General features: G+C 72.1%; 25 protein-coding genes and 1 riboswitch. Of the genes, 10 read left to right on the top strand and 15 right to left on the bottom strand.

The genetic code is table 11. The features are described 5' to 3' along the window. Position 1: 1 nt before the first annotated feature. Together Msi02_RS35045 and Msi02_RS35040 are read left to right on the top strand one after the other, a co-directional pair. Entirely contained in the window at positions 2–1,744 is a 1,743-nt protein-coding gene (locus Msi02_RS35045; protein ID WP_204052126.1) for an ABC transporter ATP-binding protein, read from the top strand. Beyond that, positions 1,741–3,555, top strand: coding sequence for an ABC transporter ATP-binding protein (locus tag Msi02_RS35040; RefSeq protein WP_204052125.1), 1,815 nt, complete (start codon positions 1,741–1,743; stop codon positions 3,553–3,555). The genes Msi02_RS35045 and Msi02_RS35040 overlap by 4 nt, the downstream gene beginning before the upstream one ends. 36 nt (positions 3,556–3,591) lie before the next feature. On the opposite strand, the gene Msi02_RS35035 is transcribed toward Msi02_RS35040, so the two are convergent. From Msi02_RS35035 to Msi02_RS35025, 3 genes are read right to left on the bottom strand one after another with little or no spacing between them, the layout of a single operon-like run. Further along, positions 3,592–4,338: an SDR family NAD(P)-dependent oxidoreductase gene (locus Msi02_RS35035; protein ID WP_204052124.1), complete on the bottom strand. Its 747-nt coding sequence runs from the start codon at positions 4,336–4,338 to the stop codon at positions 3,592–3,594. Beyond that, positions 4,338–5,819, bottom strand: coding sequence for an FAD-dependent oxidoreductase (locus tag Msi02_RS35030; protein ID WP_204052123.1), 1,482 nt, complete (start codon positions 5,817–5,819; stop codon positions 4,338–4,340). Before Msi02_RS35030 ends, Msi02_RS35035 begins: the two co-directional genes overlap by 1 nt. A gap of 11 nt (positions 5,820–5,830) precedes the next feature. Then, positions 5,831–6,745, bottom strand: a complete 915-nt coding sequence (locus tag Msi02_RS35025; protein WP_204052122.1) for a VOC family protein — start codon at positions 6,743–6,745, stop codon at positions 5,831–5,833. A 252-nt stretch (positions 6,746–6,997) separates the two neighbouring features. Here Msi02_RS35025 and Msi02_RS35020 point away from each other — a divergent pair, with 252 nt between their 5' ends. After that, a complete protein-coding gene (locus Msi02_RS35020; RefSeq protein ID WP_204052121.1) occupies positions 6,998–7,801 on the top strand; it encodes an SDR family NAD(P)-dependent oxidoreductase in 804 nt (267 codons plus the stop codon). Between the two features lie 58 nt (positions 7,802–7,859). On the opposite strand, the gene Msi02_RS35015 is transcribed toward Msi02_RS35020, so the two are convergent. From Msi02_RS35015 to Msi02_RS35000, 4 genes are all read right to left on the bottom strand, one after another. Next, positions 7,860–8,198 carry a TraR/DksA family transcriptional regulator gene (locus tag Msi02_RS35015; RefSeq protein WP_139572185.1) on the bottom strand — a complete coding sequence of 113 codons (339 nt, stop codon included), beginning with the start codon at positions 8,196–8,198 and terminating at the stop codon, positions 7,860–7,862. Continuing rightward, complete coding sequence (locus Msi02_RS35010) at positions 8,185–9,027, bottom strand: rod shape-determining protein (RefSeq protein ID WP_204052120.1); 843 nt, start codon at positions 9,025–9,027, stop codon at positions 8,185–8,187. The genes Msi02_RS35015 and Msi02_RS35010 overlap by 14 nt, the downstream gene beginning before the upstream one ends. Beyond that, positions 9,024–9,353, bottom strand: coding sequence for a TraR/DksA family transcriptional regulator (locus tag Msi02_RS35005; protein WP_204052119.1), 330 nt, complete (start codon positions 9,351–9,353; stop codon positions 9,024–9,026). Before Msi02_RS35005 ends, Msi02_RS35010 begins: the two co-directional genes overlap by 4 nt. A 330-nt stretch (positions 9,354–9,683) precedes the next feature. Then, complete coding sequence (locus Msi02_RS35000) at positions 9,684–10,055, bottom strand: hypothetical protein (protein ID WP_204052118.1); 372 nt, start codon at positions 10,053–10,055, stop codon at positions 9,684–9,686. 270 nt (positions 10,056–10,325) lie between these two features. On the opposite strand from Msi02_RS35000, the gene Msi02_RS34995 reads away from it, so the two are divergent. Both Msi02_RS34995 and secD read left to right on the top strand, forming a co-directional pair. Continuing rightward, positions 10,326–10,751, top strand: coding sequence for a hypothetical protein (locus Msi02_RS34995; protein ID WP_204052117.1), 426 nt, complete (start codon positions 10,326–10,328; stop codon positions 10,749–10,751). Positions 10,752–10,784: 33 nt separating this feature from the next. Continuing rightward, positions 10,785–13,031: a protein translocase subunit SecD gene (secD, locus tag Msi02_RS34990; protein ID WP_204052116.1), complete on the top strand. Its 2,247-nt coding sequence runs from the start codon at positions 10,785–10,787 to the stop codon at positions 13,029–13,031. A gap of 61 nt (positions 13,032–13,092) precedes the next feature. Here secD and Msi02_RS34985 read toward each other — a convergent pair whose 3' ends face one another. Continuing rightward, a complete protein-coding gene (locus Msi02_RS34985; protein ID WP_204052115.1) occupies positions 13,093–13,815 on the bottom strand; it encodes a glycoside hydrolase family 25 protein in 723 nt (240 codons plus the stop codon). 11 nt (positions 13,816–13,826) lie between these two features. Then, a riboswitch (cyclic di-AMP (ydaO/yuaA leader) is annotated at positions 13,827–13,973 on the bottom strand. A gap of 268 nt (positions 13,974–14,241) precedes the next feature. On the opposite strand from Msi02_RS34985, the gene uppS reads away from it, so the two are divergent. Further along, positions 14,242–14,967, top strand: coding sequence for a polyprenyl diphosphate synthase (gene uppS, locus Msi02_RS34980; RefSeq protein WP_275414204.1), 726 nt, complete (start codon positions 14,242–14,244; stop codon positions 14,965–14,967). Beyond that, positions 14,964–16,445, top strand: a complete 1,482-nt coding sequence (locus Msi02_RS34975) for an oxygenase MpaB family protein (RefSeq protein ID WP_204052113.1) — start codon at positions 14,964–14,966, stop codon at positions 16,443–16,445. The genes uppS and Msi02_RS34975 overlap by 4 nt, the downstream gene beginning before the upstream one ends. Positions 16,446–16,460: 15 nt before the next feature. Here Msi02_RS34975 and Msi02_RS34970 read toward each other — a convergent pair whose 3' ends face one another. The 7 genes from Msi02_RS34970 to Msi02_RS34940 form a co-directional block, all read right to left on the bottom strand. Further along, positions 16,461–17,645: an acyl-CoA dehydrogenase family protein gene (locus Msi02_RS34970; RefSeq protein ID WP_204052112.1), complete on the bottom strand. Its 1,185-nt coding sequence runs from the start codon at positions 17,643–17,645 to the stop codon at positions 16,461–16,463. Between the two features lie 8 nt (positions 17,646–17,653). After that, a complete protein-coding gene (gene dmpG / locus Msi02_RS34965) occupies positions 17,654–18,676 on the bottom strand; it encodes a 4-hydroxy-2-oxovalerate aldolase (RefSeq protein WP_204052111.1) in 1,023 nt (340 codons plus the stop codon). Between the two features lie 11 nt (positions 18,677–18,687). Then, positions 18,688–19,596 (bottom strand): acetaldehyde dehydrogenase (acetylating), encoded by a 909-nt coding sequence (locus tag Msi02_RS34960; protein WP_204052110.1) that lies wholly within the window; start codon positions 19,594–19,596, stop codon positions 18,688–18,690. A gap of 19 nt (positions 19,597–19,615) precedes the next feature. Further along, positions 19,616–20,404, bottom strand: coding sequence for a 2-keto-4-pentenoate hydratase (locus tag Msi02_RS34955; RefSeq protein ID WP_204052109.1), 789 nt, complete (start codon positions 20,402–20,404; stop codon positions 19,616–19,618). Positions 20,405–20,509: 105 nt separating this feature from the next. Continuing rightward, positions 20,510–21,583 (bottom strand): ferredoxin--NADP reductase, encoded by a 1,074-nt coding sequence (locus Msi02_RS34950; RefSeq protein WP_204052108.1) that lies wholly within the window; start codon positions 21,581–21,583, stop codon positions 20,510–20,512. Between the two features lie 5 nt (positions 21,584–21,588). Beyond that, positions 21,589–23,262, bottom strand: a complete 1,674-nt coding sequence (locus Msi02_RS34945) for an FAD-binding protein (protein ID WP_204052107.1) — start codon at positions 23,260–23,262, stop codon at positions 21,589–21,591. Further along, on the bottom strand, positions 23,259–24,125 hold the full coding sequence (locus Msi02_RS34940; RefSeq protein ID WP_204052106.1) for an alpha/beta fold hydrolase: 867 nt from the start codon (positions 24,123–24,125) through the stop codon (positions 23,259–23,261). Before Msi02_RS34940 ends, Msi02_RS34945 begins: the two co-directional genes overlap by 4 nt. A gap of 232 nt (positions 24,126–24,357) precedes the next feature. On the opposite strand from Msi02_RS34940, the gene Msi02_RS34935 reads away from it, so the two are divergent. The 3 genes from Msi02_RS34935 to Msi02_RS34925 form a co-directional block, all read left to right on the top strand. Next, positions 24,358–24,930, top strand: coding sequence for a flavin reductase family protein (locus tag Msi02_RS34935; protein WP_079316703.1), 573 nt, complete (start codon positions 24,358–24,360; stop codon positions 24,928–24,930). A gap of 62 nt (positions 24,931–24,992) precedes the next feature. After that, positions 24,993–25,373, top strand: coding sequence for a VOC family protein (locus Msi02_RS34930; protein WP_204052105.1), 381 nt, complete (start codon positions 24,993–24,995; stop codon positions 25,371–25,373). 111 nt (positions 25,374–25,484) lie between these two features. Beyond that, positions 25,485–25,699: hypothetical protein (locus Msi02_RS34925; protein WP_204052104.1), on the top strand; the 215-nt coding region annotated here is incomplete at its 3' end.

Raw genomic sequence — 25,699 nt, 5'->3', positions numbered from 1 at the left:
GATGGGCTCCCTGCTCCGCTCCGGCCTGCGTCCCCGTCGCGGCGTCGTCGCCCTGATCGCCGTGCTCCAGATCGCGCAGGCGCTCGCCGCCCTCCTGCTGCCCACGTTCAACGCCACGCTCATCGACGACGGCGTGCTGCGCGGCGACACCGGGCTGATCGTGCGTCTCGGCGGTGTCATGGTGGCCGGGACGCTGGCACAGGTCCTGTGCTCGGCCGTGGTGGGCGTCCTCGCCGCCAGGACCGCCGCCGCCCTCGGTCACGAGCTGCGCGCCGCCGTCTACGCGAAGGTCCAGGAGTTCTCCTCCCGGGAGGTGGGCCGCTTCGGGGTGCCATCCCTGATCACCCGCACGGTCGGCGACGTGCAGCAGGTGCAGACGCTGGTCTTCATGGGGCTGACCGGCCTGGCCGCCACGCCCATGATCTTCCTCGGCGGGGTGGTCATGGCGCTGCGGCAGGACCTGCGCCTGTCCACGCTGCTGCTGGTCGCGCTGCCGGCGCTGTCGGCCGTCCTGTGGGCGATCCTGCACCGGCTCACCCCGCTGTCGCAGGCGACGCAGCGCGGCGTCGACAAGGTCAACCGGCTGGTGCGCGAGCAGATCGCCGGGGTCCGGGTCGTCCGGGCGTTCGCCGCCGAGGACCGCGAACACGCCAGGTTCGCCGAGGCCAACGGCGCCCTACAGGACTCCGCCGTACGCGCGGCGCGGCTGACGGCCGTCATGTATCCCGCCGGCATGCTGATCGGCAACCTCTGCGGCGTGGCGGTCGTCTGGTTCGGCGGGCACCTCGTCGACGACGGCGTCACCCAGGTGGGCTCGCTGGTGGCGTTCCTGAACTACCTGGCCGTGATCCTGGGGTCCGCCCTGCTCGCGACCTTCACCGTCCTGGCAGCGCCGCGCGCCCGGGTCTCCGCCCTCCGGGTGCGCGAGGTGCTGGAGACCGGGACCGAACCGATGGAGCCGCCGACCGGCACCGATCGGGCCTGGCGGGGCCGGATCTGGAAGGGCGAGGTGGAGGTCCACGACGCGCACGTGCGCTACCCGGGGGCCGAAGAGCCGGTGCTGCGGGGCGTGAACCTCCTCGTCCGCCCCGGCGAGACCGTCGCGGTCGTCGGCTCCACCGGCTCGGGCAAGACGACCCTGCTGAACCTCGTGGCCCGGCTGCTCGACCCGACCGGCGGGCGGGTGCTCCTCGACGGCACGGACGTCGCGTCGCTGCCCCCGGAGGAGCCGGCCGGCGTCGTCGGGCTGGTGCCGCAGCGGCCGTACCTGTTCTCCGGGACCATCGCCGGCAACCTCAGGTACGGCAGGCCCGAGGCGACCGACGCCGAGCTGTGGCACGCGCTGGAGACCGCGCAGGCGCGCGACTTCGTGGAGGCGCTGCCGGAGGGCCTGGAGACGCCGCTCGGCCAGGGGGGCGCGTCGCTGTCCGGCGGCCAGCGGCAGCGCCTGACCGTGGCGCGGGCCCTGGTCGCCCGTCCCCGGGTGCTGCTGCTCGACGACCCGTTCTCCGCCCTCGACCCGCTCACCGAGCGGGCGCTCGCCGACGCGCTGGCGCGGGAGACCCGCGACGTCGCCGTCGTCCTGGTCGCCCAGCGGATCTCCTCGATCCGGCACGCCGACCGCGTGGTGGTGCTCGACGAGGGCCGCGTCGCCGGGTCCGGCACCCAGGAGGAGCTGATGACCTCGTGCCCCGCCTACCGCGAGATCGTGTTCTCCCAGACAGGCCAGGAGGTGGCCGCATGACAGCCCGGAAGCGAGGCGCCGTCCGGCGTCTGCTGGAGACCGCCCGCCCCGAACTCCCGCTCGCCGTGGCCGCCCTGGCCTGCGCGGCCGGGTCCGTGGCCCTGACCGTGGCCGTCCCCCGGCTGCTGGGCGCGGCCACCGACCTGGTGCTGTCGGCCGTGTCCGGGCACCACCGGGTGGACTTCGCCGCGACCGGCCGGGTCCTGCTGGGCGCCCTCGCCTGTTACCTGGCCGCGTTCCTCCTCTCCTTCGTCCAGCAGCGGACGACCGCGACCATCGCGCAGCGGCTGGTCTTCCGGCTGCGGGAGCGGACCCAGGCCAAGCTCGCGCGGCTGCCGCTGGCCTACTTCGACGGGCGGCAGCGGGGCGACGTGCTCTCCCGCGCCACCAACGACGTCGACAACGTCGGCCAGACACTGCAGCAGGTGCTCAGCGTGGCGGTCACCGCGCTGCTCACGCTCGTCGGCGTGCTGGTGATGATGGTGTGGACCTCGCCGCTGCTCGCCCTGGTCTCGGTGGTCATGGTGCCGCTGTCCGTCGTGGCGGCCAGGGCGGTCGGCAGGCGGGCCCAGCCGAGGTTCGCCGAGCAGTTCGCGGCCACGGGCCGGCTCAACGCCCACATCGAGGAGACCTACACCGGGCACGCCCTGGTCAGGGTCTTCGGCCGGCGGCGCCAGGCCGTACGGGAGTTCGGCGAGCGCAACGACGCGGTGTTCCGCGCGGGGTTCCGGGCACAACTGCTGTCCAGCCTGATCGGCCCGTCGATGTCGCTCGTCATGAACCTCAACTACGTGCTCGTCGCGGTCATCGGCGGCCTGCGGGTGGCGGCCGGCGCGCTGTCGGTCGGCGACGTGCAGGCGTTCATCCAGTACTGCCTGCAGTTCGGGCAGCCGGTGAACCAGGTCACGTCGATGTCCACCCTCCTGCAGTCGGTGCTCGCCTCGGCCGGGCGGATCTTCGAGCTGCTCGACGAGGACGAGGAGGAGCCCGTCGCCGATCCCGTCCACCTTCCGGCCACGACCACCGGGCGGGTGACGTTCGAGAACGTCTCGTTCCGGTACGCGCCGGATCGTCCCCTGATCGAGGACCTTTCTCTGGTCGCGGAGCCGGGGCAGACCGTCGCGATCGTCGGCCCGACCGGCGCGGGCAAGACCACGCTGATCAACCTGCTCATGCGCTTCTACGACGTCACGGGCGGGCGGATCACGGTGGACGGGGTGGACATCGCCCGGGTGCCCCGGCAGGAGCTGCGCGCCAGGATCGGCATGGTGCTCCAGGACACCTGGCTGCGGCACGGCACGATCGCCGACAACATCGCGTACGGCGCCGGCGACGTGCCGCGCGAGCGGATCGTCGAGGTGGCCAGGGCGACCGGCGTCGACCACCTCGTGCGCACGCTGCCCGACGGGTACGACACGGTGGTCGACGACGACGGCGAGGGGCTCAGCGCGGGCGAGCGCCAGCTCGTCACCATCGCCCGCGCGTTCCTGGCCGATCCCCCGATCCTGGTGCTCGACGAGGCCACCAGCGCCCTCGACACCCGCACCGAGGTGCTGGTGCAGCGGGCCATGACCTCGCTGCGGGCCGGGCGCACCGGTTTCGTCATCGCGCACCGGCTGTCGACCATTCGGAACGCCGACCTGATCCTCGTGATGGACGAGGGGCGGATCGTCGAGCAGGGTACACACGACGAGCTCCTGGCGGCGGAAGGCGCCTACGCCCGCCTGTACCGTTCCCAACTCACCGGGGCCCAGCTCACGGGGGCCCAGCCCGCGGCGCCGGCCACCGTCACCTGGTACGACCGGACATGACCGGCGTGCCCTGCATGTCCGGGGCCGGGACGGCGGTCAGCTGTGCGAGCCGCCGTCCACGCGGACCTCGACGCCGTTGAGGTAGGCGCCGTCGGCCGAGGCCGCGTACGCGATGGTCCCGGCGATGTCCTCGGGGCGGCCGGGCCTGCCCCAGAGGGGATAGGTGCGCGCGTACCACGACGTGTCGACGCCGGCGAACGTCTCCCTTTTGGCGGTCAGCGGCGTGGCGACCCCGCCGGGCGAGACCGGGACGACGCGGATCCGCCGCGACGCGAGCTCGGCGGCGAGGCTGATCGAGAACGACAGCAGCGCGCCCTTGGAGGCGGCGTATCCGGTCATCCACGGGTGCGCCTTCGTCGCCGCCGTCGAGGTGACGTTCACGATGACCCCGGTGTCGTCCGGGATGTGCGGCAGCACCTCCCGGCAGAGCGTGACAGGGGCGAACACGTTGACCGCGAAGATGGTCCGGTAGTCGTCGAGCCCCACCGACTCCAGCGGGGTGACCCGTAGCACTCCGGCGACGTTGGCCAGCACGTCCACCCGGCCGAGGCGGGCGACGGCCGCGGCGGCGGCCGACACCACCGCCGTCTCCTCCGCCAGGTCCGCCCGGTGGGGGATGAACCGGTCCGTCCCCGCCAGCTTCCCGGTCTCCGCGAGCCCGTCCTCGTCCCGGTCCACCGCGAACACCGTGGCGCCCTCGGCCAGCAGCCGTACGGCGGTGGCCCGCCCGATGCCCGACGCCGCCCCGGTGAGCAGCACGTTCTTGCCGTCGAACCGGTTCATCACGCCTCCTTGGCGACCGCGCGGCCGGCGCGGCGGCCGAAGAAGGTGCCGTCGCCGAGAGAGGTGCCGCTGACGTATCCCTCGCCGTGGATGCCGGAGGAGGCGCGTCCCGCGGCGTACAGGCCGGGGATCGGCCGCCCGGACTGGTTCAGCACCTCGCCGTCCACGGTCGTGCACAGGCCGCCGAGCGTGAAGCCGGCGGCGCCGGTCCCCTTGCCCGCGCTGTCGCGGTCGCCCATGCCGAATCCCAGCCGCGGATCGGCGGCGGCGAACGGCCCCTTCAGCGGGCGCAGCCACTTGGGGTCCTTGTGGAAGTAGGGGTCCTCGCCGCGCTCGGCGTGCCGGTTGTACACCGCGACGGTGTCCTCCAGCGCGCCCTGCGGCATGCTGAGCGACTCCTCCAGCTCGGCGAGGGTCTCGGCCACGAAGACCGGGCGCACGCCCCACAGGTCCCGCGCGGGGATGTCCTCGTAGCCCTCCTCGTCGATGATCGCCCAGTACGGCGCGGGCTGGTGCCGTACGGCGGCGACGCTGAACAGGCCGGGATAGACGTCCTCGTTGATGAAGCGCCGGCCGAGCCCGTTCACGAGCATGCCGCGCACCAGCATCGCGGGCAGCGCGGTCATCGCGATCTCGACCTCGCCCATGCGGCGGGTGGCCGCCCCGAGCGCGGTGGCCATGCGGATGCCGCCGCCGTCGTCCAGGCCGTCGCTGACCTTGCCGTGCCCGAGCAGCACCGGAGCGTGGTCGGCGAGCATCTCCTCGTTGTCGACGAACCCGCCGGTGGTCAGCACCACTCCCCTGCGGGCGCGGTAGGTCACCTCCTCGCCGTACCGGCGGGCCACGACCCCGGTGACCCGGCCGTCGCCTCCGACCACCAGGTTGGTGGCGCGGGTGTCCGCGTGGCAGGCGGCTCCGGCCGCCCGCGCCGCCTCCACCAGCCTGTCCATCAGCAGCCGGCCGCCCCAGCTCTCGACTGCCGGGCGGTGGCCGCGCGGCACCGGCCGCGCGACGGTGTTGTACGGCCAGGCGTTCTCCCCGAGCCACATCAGGCCGTCGGTCGTCGGGGGCATCCAGCTCGGCGCGTCGAAGAACGACTCGTTGAACGGCACGCCCCTGGCCCGGAACCACTCGAAGTGCTCGACGCTGCCCTCGCAGTACAGCCGCAGCTTCTCCTCGTCGGCGTGCGGGCCGAGCGCCGCCGTGAGGTAGGCGAACATGGTGCCCGGGTCGTCCTCGAAGCCGCAGGCCCGCTGGATCGCGGTGCCGCCGCCGAGATACAGCTCGCCGCCGGACATCGCGGACGAGCCGCCCGGTCCGCCCGCGCGCTCCAGCACCAGCACGTCCGCGCCCGCCGCGGCGGCCTCGTACGCGGCGGCCGCGCCGGCGCAGCCGAAACCGACGACGAGCACGTCGCACTCGTGGTCGAACGCGGCGACGGAGGCCGCGGGTACGGGCTCGACCGACGGCCGGGGAGTCATCGGCGGCTCACTCACTTCTTCGGCACGAAGGTGGCCAGCGGCTCGGAGCCCGACCAGTCGTGGCCCCAGTAGCTGTCGGCGGTGATCTCCTCGGCCGTGTAGTACGTCTCGTCGACGAGCATGCCCTCGGTGCCGTACTCGATGTCCCAGCCGCCGGGGGCGCGGACGTAGAAGGAGACCATCTTGTCGTTGGTGTGCCGGCCGAGGGTGGAGGAGATGGAGAAGCCCGACCTGCGCACCCGGTCGAGCGCGATGCCCACGGCGTCCAGGCTGTCCACCTCGACCATCAGGTGCACCAGGCCGGGGTCGCCGGCGTACCCGGCGGGGCAGACCGCGAGGCTGTGGTGGCGCTGGTTGACGCCCATGAAACGCACCCGGCGGTACGGCGGCTTCCCGCCGCCCATCTTGATGGCCCCCCGGGGCAGGAAGCCGAGCACCTCGGTGTAGAAGGAGACGGTCTCGTCCATCGCGGTGGTGGGCACCACGACGTGGCCCATCCCCTGCGCGCCGGTCACGAAGCGCTGGCCCAGGCCGGTCACGACCGGGCTGTGGTCGAGCACGGGGCCGAAGAAGACCTCGACGGGAACGCCCGCGGGGTCGGTGAAGGCGATGACCGCCTCGGCGTCGCGCTCGGCGGACTCCTCCTCCGAGAGCACCTTCACCGGCGTGCCGGACGCCTCGACGGCCCTGCCGACGGCGGCGAGCGCGAACTGGTCGCGCACCTCCCAGCCGACCGCGAGCACCCGGTCGGTGTCGCCGGGCAGCACGGCGAGGCGTGCGCGGCGCTCGTCCATGCGCAGGTACAGACCGTCCGGGTCCGGTCCGGACCCCTCGGCGAAGCCGAGCCCGTCGATGAGGAGTTCGCGCCAGCGCCCGATGTCACGCGTCTGGACCTTGAGGTAGCCGAGTCCTCGGATCTGCGTCACTTGTGCTCAATCCAATCTGCCGGTCGGGGGGCCGAGCGTCGCTCCCCACCGTGACAGACCCCGCGCCCGGCCGCCCCCGCCCTCCCGCTGAGTGAGAGTCCCCGGCGGGCCCGCTGCCGTACGGGGCTTCGACCCCGCCTCCGACCTCGGCCTGACGACCTGACCGGCCCGTCCCACTGATCGGAAGCGGCCCGGCTCGCGGCGGCGGGGACGGCTAACCTCTCGCGTTTCCGGCGATGGAAGGGCGGGCACATGGGCGACGGGCGGCTGGCCGGGCGGACGGCCATCATCACGGGCGCGGGCGACGGGATCGGCAGGGGCGTGGCCCGCCGCTTCGCCGCCGAGGGCGCGAAGGTGCTGGTGGCGGAGATCGACGAGGAGACCGGCACGCGGACCGCCCGGGAACTGGCCGCCGAGTTCGGCGCCGACGCCAGGTTCGTCCGCACCGACGTCACCGACCGGGCCCAGGTCGAGGCGATGGTCGAGGCCGCCGCCGAGGCGTGGGGGCGGATCGACATCCTGGTCAACAACGCCTGGGGCAGCGTAGGGCCGATGGGCCGGGTGGAGAACAAGACCGACGAGCAGCTCGACCGCGGCTTCGCCATGGGCTACTACGGCCCGTTCTGGGCGATGCGTGCCGCGTTCCCGCACATGAAGCGGCAGGGCTGGGGCCGGGTCGTCAACATGTGCTCCCTGAACGGCGTCAACGCCCACATGGGCACGCTGGAGTACAACTCCGCCAAGGAGGCGCTGCGCACGCTCACCCGTACGGCGGCCCGGGAGTGGGCGCCGACCGGCGTGGTGGTGAACGCGGTCTGCCCGGGCGCGAAGAGCGCGGCCTTCGCCCGCAGGATGGCCGAGAACCCCGAGCTCGAGGCGGCGGCCGGCCGGTCGAACCCGATGGGCCGGATGGGCGATCCCGAGCTGGACATCGCTCCGGTCGTGCTGTTCCTGGCCGGCGAGGACGCCCGCTACCTGACCGGCAACACGCTGTTCGTGGACGGCGGCGCGCACATCAACGGCGTGGCGTGGGCGCCCGACCTCGACGCCTCCTGAAGCCCGCGGGCGCGCCCGCTCCGCACCGGTGGGCGGTGGCGGAGCGGGCGCGCCGGCGTCAGCGGGCCTCGTGGCGCCGCTGGCAGGCGATGCAGTAACGGGCCATGGGCCGGATCTTCAGCCGGCCGAACGGGATGACCGCGGTGCAGTCGGCGCACCGGCCGTAACTCCCCTCCTCGATCCGCTCCAGCGCCTTGCGCAGCTCGGCGACCGCCCGCTCGGTGGCGGCGACGTCGGCGAGCAGGGCGAGCCTGGCGGTGTCATCGTTGCCGCCGTCGACGGCGGCCCGCAAGTCGCGCAGCTGCACCTCACGCCACTGGAGCTGCTCCTCCAGGTCGGCGCGCATCGCCTGCGTCTGCGGCTCGCTGATCGCGGTGAACTCGTCACTGGTGGTCATCGTCGACGTCCTTTCGTCCGATGGCAGAGGTGCCGGAAGTGCCGGAGGTGCGGTGCTCGACCGTGGACAGCAGGCAGGCCAGCCCTCTGACGGTCGCGTTGGCGGGATCGGCCGCGGGGCTGACGGTGATCCGCAGCTCCGCGCAGAGCTTGCGGGCCAGCTCGGGGTCGCGGGCGCCGCCGCCCGTGATCAGCAGGCCCTGCTGCCGGGCGGTGGCCCGCAGCGCGGCGGGAACGCGCGCGATCAGGTCGGCGACCATCGCCACGACCCGTTCCCGCGCGTACGGCGGGCAGCCGGTGCCCTCGGCCGGGTCGCCCGCGGCGACCTGTACGGCGCCCGCGTCGGCGATCTCGCCGGCCCGGATGACGACGGCCTCGGCGATCCCCGCCCCCGCGTCGAGCAGGAGCCGGGGCCTCGGGTCGGCGATGTCCACGCCGCAGCCGACCGCCGCGGCGAGCGGCTCCTCGACGATCCTCACCCGGCAGCGGGCGGCGCTGCTGACCGCCGCGTACGCCGCCCGCCGGTCCAGCCGGGAGGCCGCGACGGGCACGCCGAGCAGGACGAGATCGAGGGACGGGTGCCGCTCGGTCACGGCGTCGCCCAGCGCCGTGCGGACCAGCCGGGCGCAGGCCGGCATGTCGGCGACCATGCCGTGCCGCACGGGCCACTGGCGGGCCGTCCCCGGACCGCCGCACGCCGAGGGCCTTTCCTTGATCGCCGTGCTGCCGGACAGCAGCAGCCGGGTCCGCGCGGTGCCGAGGTCGAGGGCCAGAGCCGCTCCCCCGCCCCTCCTCCCGTTGACACCGGTCACGCCGGTCATGACCGTCATGCCGACAACCGGGTCTCGCCGGCGCAGGAGGCGCACTGCTGCACGTGGGGCGCGAGCCGGAGCCGGTCGAGCGGCAGGAACGCCTCGCATCGGGTGCAGGTGCCGTAGAGGCCCCGGTCCATCCGCTCCAGTGCCGCCTCGATCGCGGCGACGTCGAGACGCGCCTGCCGTACGCGCACGGCGGACGGACGGGTCCGGGCCAGCTCGGCCCGGGCGGCGTGGAGCCGCTCCTCGAGCAGCATGCGCAGCTCGGACAGCTGCGCGGTGTACCGCCGGCACTCCTCCATGAGGAGGCGCGGCGACCTGATCTCTGCCATAAGCGGCATCACTCCAGGTGAGGGATGAGGTTGGCGCGCGAGCACGCGCGCCATCGACGCACCGGTGCTGGTGCGCGAGACGAGTACGCGGGCGGACCCGCGTGATGGTGGTCAAGGGCTCGGAAGGCGACCCCGCGGAGCCGGAACACGGGACGACCGCCCGCCCGGGCGGCCGAGGCGGGACGGCGGGGTGCGGGTGCGCGAAAACGGGCACCGGGTCACCGGTCGCGTCGCCGGTCGCCTGACGCGCCGGGCCGGTGCGGCCGGGGACGGGTCAGGCGTGCGACGACGAGGACCGGGACGGTGCCGCGGTTCCGGCGCGCCCCGAGCGAGCTCGTGTCACAGGGCCTGTGGTGGGCTGCGCGAGCCGGCGGTGCGGTGCCCGGTCTGTTGTGGACTGAGGACGATGTCCTCGTGGTGCCGGGCTTGCACCGATGCGGAGACGGGAGCCGCCGGTGCGGCCGCCGCGGTGCGCGGCCGGAACGGGAACGGCAGATGCTCGGGACCGGCGGCGCCCGTGGGCAGGGTCGCCGACTGCGGCGTCCACGCCCCCGGCGTCCACACCTCGGCGGCGGCCTGCGGCGCGCGCTGGGCGGGATCTCCGCCATACCAGGCGGGCGTGGATGCGACCAGCGCGAGGGCAAGCATCAGCAGGCCCACCACCAACGTGAAGGCGGTGGACCCGCACGTGCCACGTCGTGAGGTCGCCATGAGACCGACCATAACCCACCTTCGCGAAACGGTCATCTGCGTTTCCCGCTGCCCGTTTCTCCCGATCGGTCCGCGCCCGATTTCCGCCATTCGCTGTGTGTACCCGTTCTCCGAAACCATTCCCGTCCGCCCGGGTGCGTTCTCCGTTCCCCCCCGGATGCCGTTCCCACCGGCACGGGATGCGGCACCCGGGCGCGGAACTCGCTACGGTGGCCGGAAGACCGGGTCTCGTGAGAGAGGGCCGAGCCGTGCGGAAGGGAGGGAAGGCTCGTGCGACGCAGGCTGACCGCCGCGCTGCTGCTCCTGCTGCACGCGATCTTCCTGACCGCCGGCGGGGTTCCCGCGTCCGCGTCCGTGTCCGCGTCCGTGTCCGCGTGGGAGACGCCGCACCGCGCGGCGGGCCTCCAAACAGTGGGCCACCAAACAGCGGGCCACCACACCGCAAGCGCCCGGATCACCGACACGCGGATGTGCCCTCCGGCGCACGCCACGCGGCCGGCCCAGGGCGACCCGCCCCGGGTCCAGGCGGGCGCGAGCGGTCCCGGCGTGTCCGGCGGGCCGGTCGTGCTGCCCAACCCGGCGACGCCGCGCGGCGGCACCCGGGTCACCCGGGCCGGGCCGCACCGCGACGGCCTGCCCGCACAGTGCCCGCGCCGGGCCGCCTCGGCGCGCGCTCCTCCCTCCACCGCGTACTGAGACCTTTCCCGCTCGTACGCCTGTGGAGGCTTCATGTCCCGTGCGCCCCTGTGGCGCGCGGTGGCGGCGCTCGCCGTCATCGCGACCTCACTGCTGCTCGCCCTCACCATGGCCCCGCGTCTCGGTCTCGACCTGCGCGGCGGCACCCAGCTCGTCTTCGAGACGAAGGACTCTTCCACGGTCAAGGCGGACGCCGACGCCACCGACCGTGCCCTCGACGTGCTCCGGCGCAGGGCGGACGCCCTCGGAGTCGTCGACCCCACCCTGGTCCGCTCCGGCGAAAGGCGGATCATCGTCGAACTGCCCGGTGTGCTCGACCCGCGCGAGGCCGCCGCGGTCATCGGCAAGACCGCTCAGCTCAACTTCCATCCGGTGCTCGGTCCCGCCGAGGACGGCGACAAGGACGCGGTCGCCGACGAGAGCGGCCAGAAGCTGAAGCTCGGCCCGGTCGCCCTCAGCGGGGCCGGCGTCACCGACGCCGCCGCGCGCAGCGACCCCCAGATGGGGCCCGGCTGGTTCGTCACGATCGACTTCAAGGAGCCCGGCCCCTGGCGGGAGCTGACCGGGAAGGCGGCCTGCGCGCCGGTCGGCGACCACAAGCGCCGCGTCGCCATCGTCCTCGACAACGCGATCATCTCCTCACCGCAGGTGGCCGACTCGGTGGCCTGCGACGCGGGGATCTCCGGCGGCACCACGCAGATCACCGGGTCGTTCACGCCGCAGGAGGCGCAGAACCTCGCGGTGCTGATCAAGGGCGGCTCGCTCCCGGTGCCGCTGGACCTGGTCGAGCAGCGGACGGTCGGCCCGACCCTCGGCGCCGACGCCATCGCGGCGAGCGCCAAGGCCGGCGTCGTCGGGGTGATCCTGACCGCGGTGTTCATCGGCGTCGTCTACCGGCTGGTGGGCGTGCTGGCCGCGGTCGCGCTCGCCTGCTACGGCCTGATCTCGTACGCCGGGCTCGTGGCCATGGGAGCAACGCTCACGCTGCCCGGCCTGGCCGGGTTCGTACTCGCGATCGGCATGGCGGTGGACGCCAACGTGCTGGTCTTCGAACGGGCCAGGGAGGAGTACGGCGCGGCGCCCCGCCGCGGCCTCAAGGCGGCCCTCGACCGGGGCTTCAAGAACGCCTGGAGCGCGATCGCCGACTCCAACATCACCACCCTGCTCGCCGCGGGGCTGCTGTTCTGGCTCGCCTCCGGGCCGGTGAAGGGCTTCGGCGTGACGCTGGCCATCGGCGTGCTCGCCTCGCTGGTCTCGGCGATGCTGATCACCCGGGTGCTCGTCGCCGCCCTGATCGGCAGGATCGGCCCCCGGGCCTCCGGCATCGGCTCGATCGGCCGGGTCAGGACCTGGCTGACCCGGCGCGACCCGGACCTGATGCGCGGCAGGCGGCTGTGGCTCGCCGTCGCGGCCGGGCTGCTCGTGCTGGCGGGGGCGGGGCTGGTCACCCGTGGGCTGAACTACGGCGTCGAGTTCACCGGCGGCCGGATCGTCGAGTTCGGCACGAGCAGGCCGGTCGACGTCGCCACGGCGAGACAGGCGGTGGCGGACGCCGGGTTCCCCTCGGCCGTCGTGCAGCAGTCGGACGACGCGATCTCGGTGCGCACCGGGCAGATCGGCGCCGACGACGTGGTCCGCATGGAGGAGGCGCTCGACCGGCGCGTGGGCGAGGTCACCAAGCAGCGTGACGAGCTCATCGGGCCGAGCCTCGGCGAGGAGTTGCGCCGCAACGCGCTCATCGCGCTCGCCGTCGCGCTCGCCGCGCAGCTCGTCTACCTGGCGTTCCGGTTCCGGTGGACGTTCGGCACGGCGGCCGTGGCGGCGCTGTTCGTGGACGCGGCCGTCGTCGTCGGAGCGTTCGCCTGGATGGGCAAGCCGATCGACGGGGTGTTCCTGGCCGCGATGCTCACGATCATCGGCTATTCGGTCAACGACAAGGTCGTGCTGTTCGACCGGGTACGCGAGCTGTGGCCGGTGCGGCGCGGCGAACCGTTCGGCCGCGTGGTGAACACCGCGATCCTGCAGACCGTGCCGCGCACCGTCAACACCGGGCTGGGGGCGCTGTTCATCCTGGCGGCGCTGGCGGTGTTCGGCGGCGACTCACTGCGCGACTTCGCCATCGCCCTGCTGATCGGCATCATCGTGGGGACGCTGTCGTCGTCGTTCGTGGCCGGGCCGGCGGCGATCGCGCTGGAGAGGCGCACCACGCAGCCGCCACCGGCTCCCGCCGCCCCGCGTGCCAGGCCCGTACGGCGCGACGGCTCCGGCGCGGTGGTCTGACGTGATCTGATCGGCCGGGCCAGGCCCCGGGGCGGGGTGTCCCGCCCCGGGGCCCGTACGGCTACGGACGGCCGAGCGCGCGCAACTGGAGGGGCGTCAGCGCGGAGACGTTCTGGTCGATGGGCGAGTCGGTGTACTGATGGATCGCCCAGGACTTCCAGTCGGCGGGCGGCGTGATGTCGCCCGGGGCCTTGCTGTAGTGGGCCACCCACAGCGGGTACTGGCCGAGGCCGTGGCCGTACTCGTTGGCGAAGTTCCAGCCGCTGTAGAACATCGGCCTGGTCCCGGTCTTGGCCGTCACGTACTCCAGCCAGGTCTTGGCCCACTGGTTGACGTGCTCGACGGACTCGCCGTCGCTGGTCTCCAGGTCGAGCACCAGGATGTCGCCGGGCTTGCTCGGCTGCGCGTTCACCACCTCGAGGAAGTGGTCGGCCTCGGCGATGGGGTCGTTGGAGGGATGGCCGTAGTGGTAGACGCCGCGGACGATGCCCTTCTTCTCCAACTCCCGCCAGTGGCGGGGGAAGGACGAGTCGGTCCACGAGGTCCCCTCGGTGGCCTTGATGAAGCCGAACTGCGCGCGGCTGTTCATCCAGTCGTGGTCGGCCTCGTAGCCGGAGACGTCCTGGCCGTACGTGTGCGGGTTCGCGTAGGCAGGGGCGGGCAGGACGACGGCCGCCGTGACGGTGGCCGTGGCGGCCGACATCGCGAAGGTCGCCGCCGCGAGGGCGGAGCGCAGGCGCCGGCGGGAGGGCCGGCTCCCGAGGGAGAGCCGATGGCTGGACATGTGGGGTTGACTCCTTGCTTCCATGCCGCCTACCGGGTTAGCTGACGGGTTCGGGCAGGAAGTGCCCTACGGGCGCATCTGGGGGGCCTGCGCGCCGATTCACCCCGAAGAGAGTGGGTCCCCGGCTCCGCATGACGCGGATTCGGCGGCCGCGCGGTCATCGCGCGGTCCGGGCAACGACACGGCAAGGGTTACGACGGCGGAAGTCGGTCGGTTACCCATTCCGTGTGCCCTAAAGGTACACACACCACCAGAATGGTGTAAACAGGACAAAACACGTCTTTACCTGGCTCGACACCGGCCCGGGCCGCCCTGCCGGACACGCAGGGGCCGCGATTACCAACGATCAGTGTTCACCGCGTCACCTTCTGTGAAAGAGTCCCTCTCCGGAGGGATTCGACGAGTGACTTCGGTAGGGCGGGTGGGGTGAGAGGTATCCCTCGTCACGTCGCCTGTGTCATGGACGGGAACGGCCAGTGGGCCGCGCAGCGGTCGCTGCCCCGCACCGCGGGGCATCGGGCGGCCGAGGCCGCCGTGATCGACGTCATCGAGGCGGCCCACACGGCCGGCGTCGAGTGGCTGAGCCTCTACGCCTTCTCCACCGAGAACTGGCGGCGGCCGGCCGCCGAGGTCGACGTCCTGCTGCGGCTGGTGCGGCGCGCCATCCGGAAACACGCCCTGGCACTGCACACACGCGGGATCCGCTGCCGGTTCCTCGGGGTCACCGATCCGCGGATCCCGCCCGCGCTGGCCAGGGACATCGCCGACCTGATGGCGCTGACCCGCGACAACCGGCGGATGACGTTGACGGTGGCGTTCGATCACGGCGGCCGCCGTGACATCGTCGAGGCCGCCCGGTCGCTGATCCGCGACGGGGTGCCGCCCGAGCAGGTCACCGAGGAGAGTTTCGCCCGCCGGCTGCCCCACCCCGATATGCCGGAGGTGGACCTGGTCATCCGCACCTCCGGAGAACAGCGGATCTCCAACTTCATGCTCTGGCAGGTGGCGTACGCCGAATGGGTCTTTCCCCCTGTGCTGTGGCCCGACTTCCGGGCCGAGCACTTCTGGGAATGCCTGGAGGTCTACCGACGGCGCGACCGCCGGTTCGGCGGCGTACAGGCGCCGGCTCCTACAGGAAAGGGATGTCGATGAGCGACGCAGCAGCAGCCGGAACCGACGCCGATCCGCTCGGCCCTGGATCGATGCTCTACCGGTTGACCCGGCAGGCACGCTGGGGGCTGGTGGCGACCCGGGCCATCGTCCTGGAGGCGGCGCACCCGCAGATCGGCGCCGCACTGATCACCAACTCGACCTTCGTCGCGCACCCCTGGCGGCGGCTGCGCAACACCGTGCTCAGCTCACAGCGGATGGTCGACCCCGACGCGCGGGTCCGGCAGCGGGAGGCGGCCCGGCTCAACCGCCTGCACGCCCGCATCACCGGCACCGACGCCGAGGGCCGCCCGTTCAACGCCGCGGATTCCGAAGCGCGTGCCTGGGTGGTGGCGACGCTCTTCGAGTCCACGGTCACGATGTGCCGGCTGAGCGGCGAGTCCGTCGACGGCCCCACCTTGGACCGGCTGTACGCCGAGTTCCAGGCGTTCCTCGCCCTGATGGACCCCTACGGGGGCAAGCTTCCGCCCACGGTGCGGAAGTTCTGGCGCTACTACGCGTCCGTGGTCGAGGAGCGGCTGGAGAACACCGAAGCGGTCCACATCGTCCTCGACCGCCTGTTCGCGCAGGTGCCCGCTCCCCCGCTGCTCCGCGACCGGCCGGCCGTGTGGGCGGCGGGCAGGGCGCTTGCCAGTCCCGCGGCCACCGCGGTCATCGTGGCGTCGCTGCCCGAGTCGCTCCGCGCGCGCCTGGGGCTCGCCGAGTTGCCGGGCACGCGCACGCTGATGCACGCCGCCTACCTGTCCACCCGGCTCGCGACCCGGGTTCTGCCGGAGGCGTGGACGCGGCTCGACACGGTCATGACCGTGCTCGACCCCGCGTACGCCCCGCAGCGGAACGGCGGCGCGCCGGCCGGGCTGCCCCTGCTGGACGGGCTGCCTGTGCTGGACGGGCTCCGCCGGGGCGCGGCGAAGGCGGGGGCGCTCCTGCGCCTGCTCACGCCCGATCCGGAGACGGCGGCCGACGGCGACTCGGCGCTGCGCTCCGCCTCGCGGTTCTTCTCCGAGGTCCTGGACCAGACCGGCGACGGCCACCTCGACTGGCCCGACCTCGCCGCGATGGCCCGGGAGATCGCCACCCGTCTCGACCTGGACGCCCAGGACGAGGACCGCCTGTTCGCCGCCTTCGCCGACTGGTGGCGCGAGCTGCAGAAAGAGCTGGACACCGACGGCGACGGACGCATCACCGGCCACGAGTACGCCGCGGCCGCCGCCGCCATGGCGGGCTCCGCCCTCATCAGGATCGCCGAGGTCCTGTTCGACGTCACCGACACGGACGACGACCAGGTCATCGACGCGCGGGAGTACCAGGCTCTCTTCCGCACGGCGTTCGACCACGACCCGGGCGGCGGCGACGCCGGCGAGCGGCTGACCCGGGGCGAGTTCGTCCGCCGGTTCCTGGGCTTCATGGCGGGCCGCCGGCACTCCGGCGGCTACGACCGGATGTTCGCCCAGGCCTGACGGCCTCGCCCGGTGCTAGATCATCGAGCGCATCGGCCCGTGCGGCGGCTCGATGCCGAGCTGCGTCAGCGCGGAGACGTGGAAGACCGAGCCGGGCACGTGGATCGCGTGGGCCAGCCCGACGTGGGCGTCCCGCCAGAAGCGCTGGATCGGGTTGTCCACGCGCATCGCGTTGCCGCCCGACCGCGCCACGATCTCGTCCATCGCCCGCACCGCGCGCCAGGCCGCCTGGACCTGGGTGCGGCGGCCCACGGCCCGCTCGTCGAAGGTCACCTCGCGGCCGGAGGCCACGATGTCGTACATCCGCGAGGCGTTGTCGAGCAGAGCCGCCCGCGCCGCCGCGATCTCGGCCGCCGCCTCGCTGATCGCGTACAGGACGTACGGGTCGTCCTTGATCCTGGTGCCGGTGATCTGCACGCGGCCCTTCTGGTACGCCATGTGCTGCGCGAGCGCGCCCTCGGCGATCCCGATGACCGAGGCGGTGATGCCGAGCGGGAACGCCGCGGAGAACGGCAGGTGGTAGAGCGGGTTGGTCAGCCCCGCCTCCCTGGCCTGGCTGCCGTCCACGACCTTGTTGTACGGAATGACGCGGTAGTCGGGAACGAACGCGTCCTTGACGATGATGTCCTTGCTGCCGGTGCCGCGCAGACCGACGACGTTCCAGGAGTCCTCGACGATCTCATAGTCGGACCGGGGCAGGATGAGGTGCAGCGAGGTCGGCGGCTGGGCCATCTTGCCTTCGGCGTCGCCGAGCATGCCGCCGAGGAAGATCCAGTCGCAGTGGTCGGTGCCCGAGGAGAACTGCCAGCGGCCGTTGAAGATGTAGCCCCCGTCGACCGGCCGGGCGATGCCCATCGGCGCGTACGGCGAGGCGATCCAGGTGTCCTGGTTCTCGCCCCAGATCTCCTGCTGGACGCGGGGGTCGGCGAACGCCATCTCCCAGGGGTGCACGCCCACGACGCCCGCGACCCAGCCGGTCGATCCGTCGAGGCTGGCCAGCTTCATGATTGTCTCGGCGTAGTCGCGCGGGTGGAACTCGAAGCCGCCGTGGGTCTTCGGCTGGAGCATCCGGATGACGCCCGCCTCCCGCAGCACCTTGGCCGCCTGGTCGTCCAGCCGGCACAGCGCCTCGTTGGAGGGGCCGAGCGCGCTGATCTCGTCGGCCCGCTGTGTGATCGCTTCGAGTACCGGGTTGGCCATGGCTTTTCTCACTTCTTCGCCGCGAGGGCGACTGCGATTTCGATGAGCTGGTCTTCCTGTCCGCCGATGAGCTTGCGGCGGCCGGCCTCCATGAGGATCTCGGCGCCGGACACGCCGTACTTCCTCGCCTGACGGTCGGCGTGCTTGAGGAAGCTGGAGTAGACGCCCGCGTAGCCCATGGTCAGGGTCAGCCGGTCGAGCAGGCACTCGCCGTCCATGATCGGGCGGACCACGTCCTCCGCAGCGTCGATGATCTTGAGGGTGTCGATGCCGGTGCGGATGCCGAGCTTGTCGCTGACGGCGGCGAAGGCCTCCAGCGGCGTGTTGCCGGCACCGGCGCCGAACCGCCGCACCGACCCGTCGATCTGCTTCGCCCCTGCCCGTACGGCGAGGATCGAGTTGGCCACCCCGAGCCCCAGGTTCTCGTGGCCGTGGAAGCCGACCTGGGCGTCGTCCCCCAGCTCGGCCACGAGCGCGGCGATCCGGTCGCTCGTCTGCTCCATGATCAGCGCCCCGGCCGAGTCGACGACGTACACGCACTGGCAGCCGGCGTCGGCCATGATCCGGGCCTGCTCGGCCAGGACCTCCGGCGGCCGGCTGTGCGACATCATCAGGAACCCGACCGTCTCCAGGCCGAGCTCCCTGGCCAGGCCGAAGTGCTGGATCGAGACGTCGGCCTCGGTGCAGTGGGTGGCGATCCTGCAGATGCTCGCGCCGTTGTCGGCGGCCTCGCGGATGTCGTCCTTGACGCCGACGCCGGGCAGCATCAGGAACGCGATCTTCGCGCGCTTGGCCGTGGCCACCGCCGCCTTGATCAGCTCCTGCTCTGGGGTGTGGCTGAATCCGTAGTTGAACGACGAGCCGCCGAGGCCGTCGCCGTGCGTCACCTCGATGACCGGCACGCCCGCGTCGTCCAGCGCGGCCACGATCGACCGCACGTGCTCGACGGTGAACTGGTGCTGCTTGGCGTGCGAGCCGTCCCGCAGACACGAGTCGGTGACCCTGATGTCGAGGTCGGCGCTGTAGGGCATGGTCGATCTCCTTATGCGTGGATGCGCTGCGCGAAGCCCTCGCCGACCTTGGTGGCGGCGGCCGTCATGATGTCGAGGTTGCCGGAGTAGGGCGGCAGGAAGTCGCCCGCGCCCTCGACCTCGACGAACACGGCGACGCGGGCGAGCCCGCCGCTGACCGCCGTCGGGTCGTCGAACTGTGGCTCATGGAATTGGGGCTCGGTCCGCAGCCGGTATCCGGGCACGTAGGAGGCGACCTCGGCGGCGACCTGCTTGATCGAGGCCGCGACGGCGTCCCGGTCGGCGTCGACGGGGATCGAGCAGAAGATCGTGTCCTGCATGAGCATCGGCGGCTCGGCCGGGTTGAGGATGATGATGGCCTTGCCCTTCGCGGCGCCGCCGATCGTCTCGATGCCGCGCGCGGTCGTCTTGGTGAACTCGTCGATGTTGGCGCGGGTGCCGGGACCGGCCGACGGAGAGGCCACGCTGGCCACGATCTCCGCGTACGCGACCTCGGTGACCCGCGAGACAGCGTGGACGATCGGGATCGTCGCCTGGCCGCCGCAGGTGATCAGGCTGACGTTGGGGGCGTCGAGGTGGGCGCCGAGGTTGACGGCGGGCACCACCGCGGGCCCGAGCGCTGCCGGGGTCAGGTCGACCGCCTGGATGCCCAGCTCGCGGTATTTCGGCGCGTTCTCCCTGTGCACGTACGCCGAGGTCGCCTCGAAGACGATGTCGGGCCGCTCGTCCTGCGCCAGGAGCCAGTCCACGCCCTCGGCCGAGGTGATCAGCCCCCGGTCGGCGGCCCGCTTCAGCCCGGAGCTGTCGGGGTCGACGCCGATCATCCAGCGCGGCTCGATGTGCTCTGAGCGCAGCAGCTTGTACATCAGGTCGGTCCCGATGTTGCCCGAGCCGACGATCGCGGCGGTCGCTCTGGTCATGGAAGTCCTCTTATCCGGATTATTCGAAGCGAGCGGACACGGAGCCGAGCCCGGCGAACTCGGCGCGGAAGACGTCGCCGGGGCGCACGTCCACGGCCCTGGTGCAGGACCCGGGGAGGATGACGTGCCCGGCCTCGAGCTTGACCCCGAACGAGGCGACCTTCCTGGCCAGCCAGGCCACGGCGGTGGTGGGATTCCCGAGCACCGCGCTGGTGTTACCCCTGGTGATCTCGGTGCTGTCACCGGCGTACAGCACGGCCTCGATGTCGGCCAGATCGAGGCCCTTCGGGCTCACCCGGGCGTCGCCGAGGATCACCCCGGCCGAGGACGCGTTGTCGGCGATCGTGTCGGCCAGGCGGATTCGCCAGTCCCTGATGCGGCTGTCGATCAGCTCGATGCTCGGCACGACGTACTCGGTCGCGGCGAGCACGTCCTCCTCGGTGCAGCCCTCGCCGGGCAGGCTCGCCCCGAGCACGTAGCCGATCTCCACCTCGATCCGGGGGTAGCAGTAGCGTCCCGCCTCGATCGGCTCGTCCTGCGACAGCACCATCTCGTCGAGCAGGTGGCCGTAGTCGGGCTCGTCCACGCCCATCATGCGCTGCATCACCGGGGAGGACAGCCCCACCTTGTGCCCGTACACGCGGGCTCCGGCCGCCAGACGCCTACGGATGTTCGCGAGCTGGATCTCGTAGGCGTCCACCACGTCGATGTCCGGGTAGGTCTCGGTCAGCGGCTCGATCGGCGCCCGGTCCCGCTCGGCCGCCCGCAGCCGCCCGGCCGCGTCCGCCCGCAGCGCCTCGTCCAGCATCGGGGTCCTCCCTCGTGTCCTACTGATGGTCAAAGGGTCGCGTCATGACCGCCGCCCCGCCCGCCGGTCTCCCGCTGAGTGGGAGCGGTGGGGCGCTGCGCGAGGTCAGCCGTCGTAGGTGACCTTGAGCCGGTCGCTCAGCGGGATGGCCTGGCAGGCCAGGATCAGGCCGTCGGCGAGGTCCTGCCGGTCGAGCACCGTGTTGTGCTCCAGCTCGACCTCGCCCTCCAGCAGCACGCAGGCGCACGCGCTGCACGACCCCTCGCGGCAGGAGTACGGCGCGTCCAGACCGGCCTGCAGCAGCACGTCGAGCAGCTTGTTGCCTTTCGGCCAGGCCAGGGTCCGCGTCTCGCCGTCGAGTTCGACCTCGACCGTGCTCGCCGGGCCCGCCGAGTCGAGCACCACCCCGCTCTCCGCGAACGGGTCGGTGGTCAGCGACTCGAACTTCTCGACGTGGACGCGCTCGGGCGGCGTGCCGTGCCGGGTCAGGACGTCCACGGCCAGGTCCATGAACGGCCCGGGGCCGCACACGAACGCCTCCAGCCCGGCGTACGGCCGGGTCAGACCGGCCAGGCCGGCCGCGGTCGGCAGGCCCTGCACCGACTCCAGCCAGTGGATCACCGTCAGCCGGTCGCCGTGCTCGGCGGCCAGCGCGACCAGCTCGTCGCGGAAGATCACCGAGCTCTCGTCCCGGTTGGCGTAGACGAGCACGACCGAGCCGGTCCCGCCGCGCAGGCACGACTTGAGTATCGACATCACCGGCGTGACGCCGCTGCCGCCCGCGAGCAGCAGCAGGTCCTCGTCGAGCGAGGCGGGGGTGAACAGCCCCGAGGGCCGCAGCACCTCCAGCACGTCGCCCTCCGCGACGTTGTCGCAGATCCAGTTGGACCCGTAGCCGCCCGGGGTGCGCTTCACCGTCACCTTGAGCTTGTCGTCGCACACCGGTGAACTGCTGAGCGAGTAGCAGCGCGCCGCGCCCTCGGGCCGCGTGGTGGGCACCCGGATCGTCAGGAACTGCCCGGGTTTGTAGGTGAGCCTGGCCGCGTCTCCCCCGGCGGGTTCCAGCACGAGCGAGTGGGCGTCGGCGGTTTCGCGGATCACCTCCACCACCCGCACCCTGAGCGGTCCCGGCTGCGTCGTCCCTTCCGCAGTCGCCTCTCCCGCAGTCGTCTCTGCCACTGCGGTCACGTCCTGGCCGTGCTCGTCGTACGCGCCCGCAGGGCCGCGTGCCGTGCGGCGATGTAGCCGAAGACGATGGACGGGCCGATCGTGGCCCCCGGGCCTGCGTACTCGTTGCCCATCACCGACGCCGAGGTGTTGCCCGTGGCGTACAGGCCCTCGATGGGCGCGCCGTCGGCCCGCAGCACCCGGCTGTGCTCGTCGCACACCAGGCCGCCCTTGGTGCCGAGGTCGCCGACCTCGAGCCGGAAGGCGTAGTACGGCGCCTTGTCGATCACGTCGATGTTGGGGTTCTTCAGCGTGGGGTCGCCGTAGTAGCGGTCGTAGGCGCTGTCGCCGCGGCCGAAGTCCAGGTCCTTGCCTGTGCGGGCGAAGCCGTTGAAGCGCGAGACGGTCTCGGCCAGCGCGTCCGCCGGGACGCCGATCTTCTCCGCCAGTTCGGCGATCGTGGCGGCCCGGAACGCGATGCCCTGGTCGTAGAACGACTGGGGAATCGGCATGCCCGGCAGGATCTGGGCGAACGGATAACGCGCCCGCGCCTTGGCGTCCATCACGAACCAGGCCGGGACGTGGCCGCCGGCGAGCTGCTCGTGCACGAAGTTCACGTACGGCGCGGACTCGTTGGTGAACCGCCGCCCGTCCCGCGACACGATGACCGACGGCGGGATGCACCGCTCGGACACGAGCGGGATCGTCGCCCCCGCCGGATGCCGCACGGCCGGCATCCACCAGGCGTCGTCCATCAGGTCGAGGGCGGCGCCGACACGCTCGCCGGCCAGGATGCCGTCGCCGGTGTTCTCCCTGGCGCCCATGCCGAAGTCGGGCTTGGCGCCCTCCGGCAGATATCTCTCACGCAACTGCGGGTTGTGGTCGAAGCCGCCGGTCGCCAGCAGCACGCCGTACCGGCCGCGGACGCGGATCGTCCTGCCCTCGCGCTGGGCCACGATGCCGGTCACCACCCCGTTGTCGTCGGTGACGAGGTCCGTCATCGGGGTCTTCAGCCAGAGCGGGACGCCCGCGTCCTTGAGCGCCATCCGCAGCCGCGCGACCAGCGCGCGCCCGCCGGTGGCCATATGGCGGCGGCGTATCACGTTGGACGACACCCGCCAGGCCGCGACGACCGAGGCCCAGCGGCCGCGCCAGGTGCGCTTGACCATGGCCAGGTCGTGGTAGTCCTTCGCGGTGATCCACAGGCCGAGCGGGCCCTTCATGCTGTTCGGCCGCTGGTACTTCTCGTCCTCGCCGAGCTTGCGGGTGTCGAACGGCAGGGCCTCGATCGACCGGCCGAGCGGCCGGCCGCCCTCGTACTCCGGGTGGTAGTCGGCGTATCCCTTCACCCAGAAGAACCTCATCCACTTGCTCTTCTCGAGAAGTTCCATCGCCGCCGGGCCGTTGTCGACGTACGCGTCGAGCCGGGCGGCGGGGACGCGGCCCTCGGTCAGCAGGTCGAGGTAGCGGCGGATCGACTCGCGGCTGTCGTCGTGCCCCCTGGCCCGCAGGGTGGGGTTGTTGGGGATCCAGATTCCGCCGCCGGAGATGCCGGTGCTTCCGCCGAACTTGGAACCCTTCTCGACCACGACGCACGACAGACCGCTGTCGTGCGCGGTCAGCGCGGCGGCCATGCCTCCGCCGCCGCTGCCGACGATGACGAGGTCGAACTCCTCATCCCAGCCGGTCACCGCTCGTCCTTCCTGGTGAGGAAGGCCAGCACGACGCTCTCCCACGCGGCTTTCTGCTCGATCATGACCCAGTGGCCGCAGTTGGGGAACACGTGGACCTCGACCTCGGGGATCGTCCGCATCGGCAGGAGCGCCATGTCGACTGGGCTGACCCGGTCGTCGCGGCCCCAGGTGATCAGCGTCCTGGCCTTCAGCTTGTGCAGCATCGCCCAGTAGGGCGGGGCGTCCGACTTCGCGGCGGCCTTCTGACCGGCGGCGAAGGCGGCCTTGCCGTACATCCGCCGCGCGGCGGCGAGCGTCTCCGGCTCGGTGGCCAGCGCCCAGCGCTCCTCGATCAGCTCCTCGGTGACGAGGGCCGGGTCGTACACCATTGAGTGCAGCCACTGGATGAGCCGCTCGCGGGTGGGCTCCTCGGTGAACTCCATCAGGAGCTTGATGCCCTCACCCGGCGATGGGCTGAAGATGTTGCGGCCGATCCCGCCGATGGTCACGAGGCGGCGGATCCGGTCGGGGTGGGCGAGCGCCACCTGGGTGCCCACGATCCCGCCCATCGAGTTCCCGATCACGTCGACCTGCTGGAGCCCGAGGCCGTCGAGGAAGCGGATCACGGCGCCGTTCGCGGCCGCCATCGGATGCTGGTCGGTCGGGTCGCTGACCCCGAATCCGGGGAACTCCAGCACCAGGCAGCGGAAATGCTCGGCGAACGTCGCCAGGTTGCCGCGATAGTTACGCCAGCCGGTCACCCCGGGCCCCGATCCGTGCAGAAGCAGCAGCGGCGGGCCCTGTCCGGCCTCGTGGTAGCGCAGCACGCCCTGGTCGGTCGCGAGTTCCCGCAGGGTCGACTCGTAGGTCAGCTCCGTCATCGTCCGTCCCGAATCGCAGGAGTGTCGGATTCCGTGACGCTAACTGGACAGATGCCGCGAACAGGGTGATCATCCCGATGAGCGAGACCGGGGCGGGCGGGCCCGGTGACCTGCTCGGACCGTGACGCCGCCCGTACGCGGCTTCCATTGACCGGGATCCCCGTGCGATCCGCCCGAGAGGGGGTTTGTAAGTTCGTTACCTGAGGCACCGACACGCACGCGAGGTGAGTCCATGACCGCTGCACCCGCCGACCCCGAGTTCACCGAGGTGGCGCCGCCGACGCCGGCCGAGTTCCGGCGCGCGCTGGGCATGTTCGCGACCGGCGTGACCGTGGTCACGGGCCTCGACGACGGCGAACCGGTGGGCTTCGCCTGCCAGTCGTTCGCGTCGGTGTCCCTCGAACCGCCGCTGATCCTGTTCTGCGCCGACCACAAGGGCCGCGCCTGGCCGCGGATCAGGAAGTCGGGCCGCTTCTGCGTGAACGTCCTCGGTGAGGACCAGGTCGACATCTGCGGCCGGTTCGGCTCCAGCAAGGGAGCCAAGTTCGCGGGACTTGACTGGGACCTGTCGCGATGGGGCACCCCGGCGCTGCGGCAGGTGCTGCTGCGCGTCCACGGCGAGGTGCGCGACGTGCACGTCGCCGGCGACCACGACGTGATCATCGGCCACGTCCGCGAACTCGAACCCGTCGACATCGAGCAGCGCCCGATGCTGTTCTTCCGCGGCCGGTTCGGAGTGGACCAGGACGACCAGGCCGCCGCCCTCGGCCCCAACCTGTGGGGCTGGGGCGACCACTGGGGCTGAGATCTCTTCGGGCGGATCATCACTCCCGCCGCGGCCCGATCAAGCTGTCCTAGGGTGCGGGCATGCATCGGAGCCGCGTCTACGCCATCCTGATCGACTCCCCTGAGGGCGAGGCCGCCGAGGCCGCGGCCTTCTGGTCAGCCGCACTCGGCGTCCCCACCCGGACCGACCCTCAGGAGCCGCAGTTCGTCTCGTTGCACGAGGCGATTCCGGGACTCACCGTCGCCGTACAGGCGATCGACGGCGCACCCCGATACCACCTGGACATCGAGACCGATGACGTCGAGGCCGAGACCGCACGACTGACCGCTCTCGGCGCCACACAGGTGGCGCGTTGGCTGGATTGCCACGTGCTGCGCGTACCCGGCGGCCAGCTGGTCTGCGTCCTCCCCGTGGCGAGCGACCCGGATGCCTTCGCCGCAACCGCCAGGACCTGGCCCTGACCTCGTCCTCGCCTCCCACCTGTAACTCCAGCTAATCGCGCCGTCCGGTTGCTCGACGACGTGCAGTGCCGGGAAAATTAATACAGGTTTTCGAATCATCGAGGGGATGTGATGGATCTGTTCGACCGTGATCCTGATCGCCCCCGTCGTTCGAATAATGCCGACGGCGGCTGGTGGGATCAGCTGACGGCCGATTCCCCACTGTGGTCGTCCGAAGGTTCGCTCGCCCACGAGCATTTTCCGATCCTCGGCGACGCTGCCGGCAGCACCGACCACAGCATCGGCAGCGGCACCGACAGCGTGCTCACGGGCGGTGAGGACACCGG

Origin of the sequence: Microbispora siamensis (assembly GCF_016863095.1) — a bacterium.
GTDB lineage: Bacteria > Actinomycetota > Actinomycetes > Streptosporangiales > Streptosporangiaceae > Microbispora > Microbispora siamensis.
The sequence above is the reverse complement of the archived record's forward strand: the minus strand, read 5'-3'. Positions and strand labels throughout refer to the sequence as shown.

Coding starts and splice junctions, on each gene's coding strand:
- Msi02_RS35045 (WP_204052126.1), top strand. CDS start 2: ATGGGCTCCCTGCTCCGCTCCGGCCTGCGTCCCCGTCGCGGCGTCGTC.
- Msi02_RS35040 (WP_204052125.1), top strand. CDS start 1,741: ATGACAGCCCGGAAGCGAGGCGCCGTCCGGCGTCTGCTGGAGACCGCC.
- Msi02_RS35035 (WP_204052124.1), bottom strand. CDS start 4,338: ATGAACCGGTTCGACGGCAAGAACGTGCTGCTCACCGGGGCGGCGTCG.
- Msi02_RS35030 (WP_204052123.1), bottom strand. CDS start 5,819: ATGACTCCCCGGCCGTCGGTCGAGCCCGTACCCGCGGCCTCCGTCGCC.
- Msi02_RS35020 (WP_204052121.1), top strand. CDS start 6,998: ATGGGCGACGGGCGGCTGGCCGGGCGGACGGCCATCATCACGGGCGCG.
- Msi02_RS35015 (WP_139572185.1), bottom strand. CDS start 8,198: ATGACCACCAGTGACGAGTTCACCGCGATCAGCGAGCCGCAGACGCAG.
- Msi02_RS35010 (WP_204052120.1), bottom strand. CDS start 9,027: ATGACGGTCATGACCGGCGTGACCGGTGTCAACGGGAGGAGGGGCGGG.
- Msi02_RS35005 (WP_204052119.1), bottom strand. CDS start 9,353: ATGCCGCTTATGGCAGAGATCAGGTCGCCGCGCCTCCTCATGGAGGAG.
- Msi02_RS35000 (WP_204052118.1), bottom strand. CDS start 10,055: ATGGCGACCTCACGACGTGGCACGTGCGGGTCCACCGCCTTCACGTTG.
- secD (WP_204052116.1), top strand. CDS start 10,785: ATGTCCCGTGCGCCCCTGTGGCGCGCGGTGGCGGCGCTCGCCGTCATC.
- Msi02_RS34985 (WP_204052115.1), bottom strand. CDS start 13,815: ATGTCCAGCCATCGGCTCTCCCTCGGGAGCCGGCCCTCCCGCCGGCGC.
- Msi02_RS34975 (WP_204052113.1), top strand. CDS start 14,964: ATGAGCGACGCAGCAGCAGCCGGAACCGACGCCGATCCGCTCGGCCCT.
- Msi02_RS34970 (WP_204052112.1), bottom strand. CDS start 17,645: ATGGCCAACCCGGTACTCGAAGCGATCACACAGCGGGCCGACGAGATC.
- dmpG (WP_204052111.1), bottom strand. CDS start 18,676: ATGCCCTACAGCGCCGACCTCGACATCAGGGTCACCGACTCGTGTCTG.
- Msi02_RS34960 (WP_204052110.1), bottom strand. CDS start 19,596: ATGACCAGAGCGACCGCCGCGATCGTCGGCTCGGGCAACATCGGGACC.
- Msi02_RS34955 (WP_204052109.1), bottom strand. CDS start 20,404: ATGCTGGACGAGGCGCTGCGGGCGGACGCGGCCGGGCGGCTGCGGGCG.
- Msi02_RS34940 (WP_204052106.1), bottom strand. CDS start 24,125: ATGACGGAGCTGACCTACGAGTCGACCCTGCGGGAACTCGCGACCGAC.
- Msi02_RS34935 (WP_079316703.1), top strand. CDS start 24,358: ATGACCGCTGCACCCGCCGACCCCGAGTTCACCGAGGTGGCGCCGCCG.
- Msi02_RS34930 (WP_204052105.1), top strand. CDS start 24,993: ATGCATCGGAGCCGCGTCTACGCCATCCTGATCGACTCCCCTGAGGGC.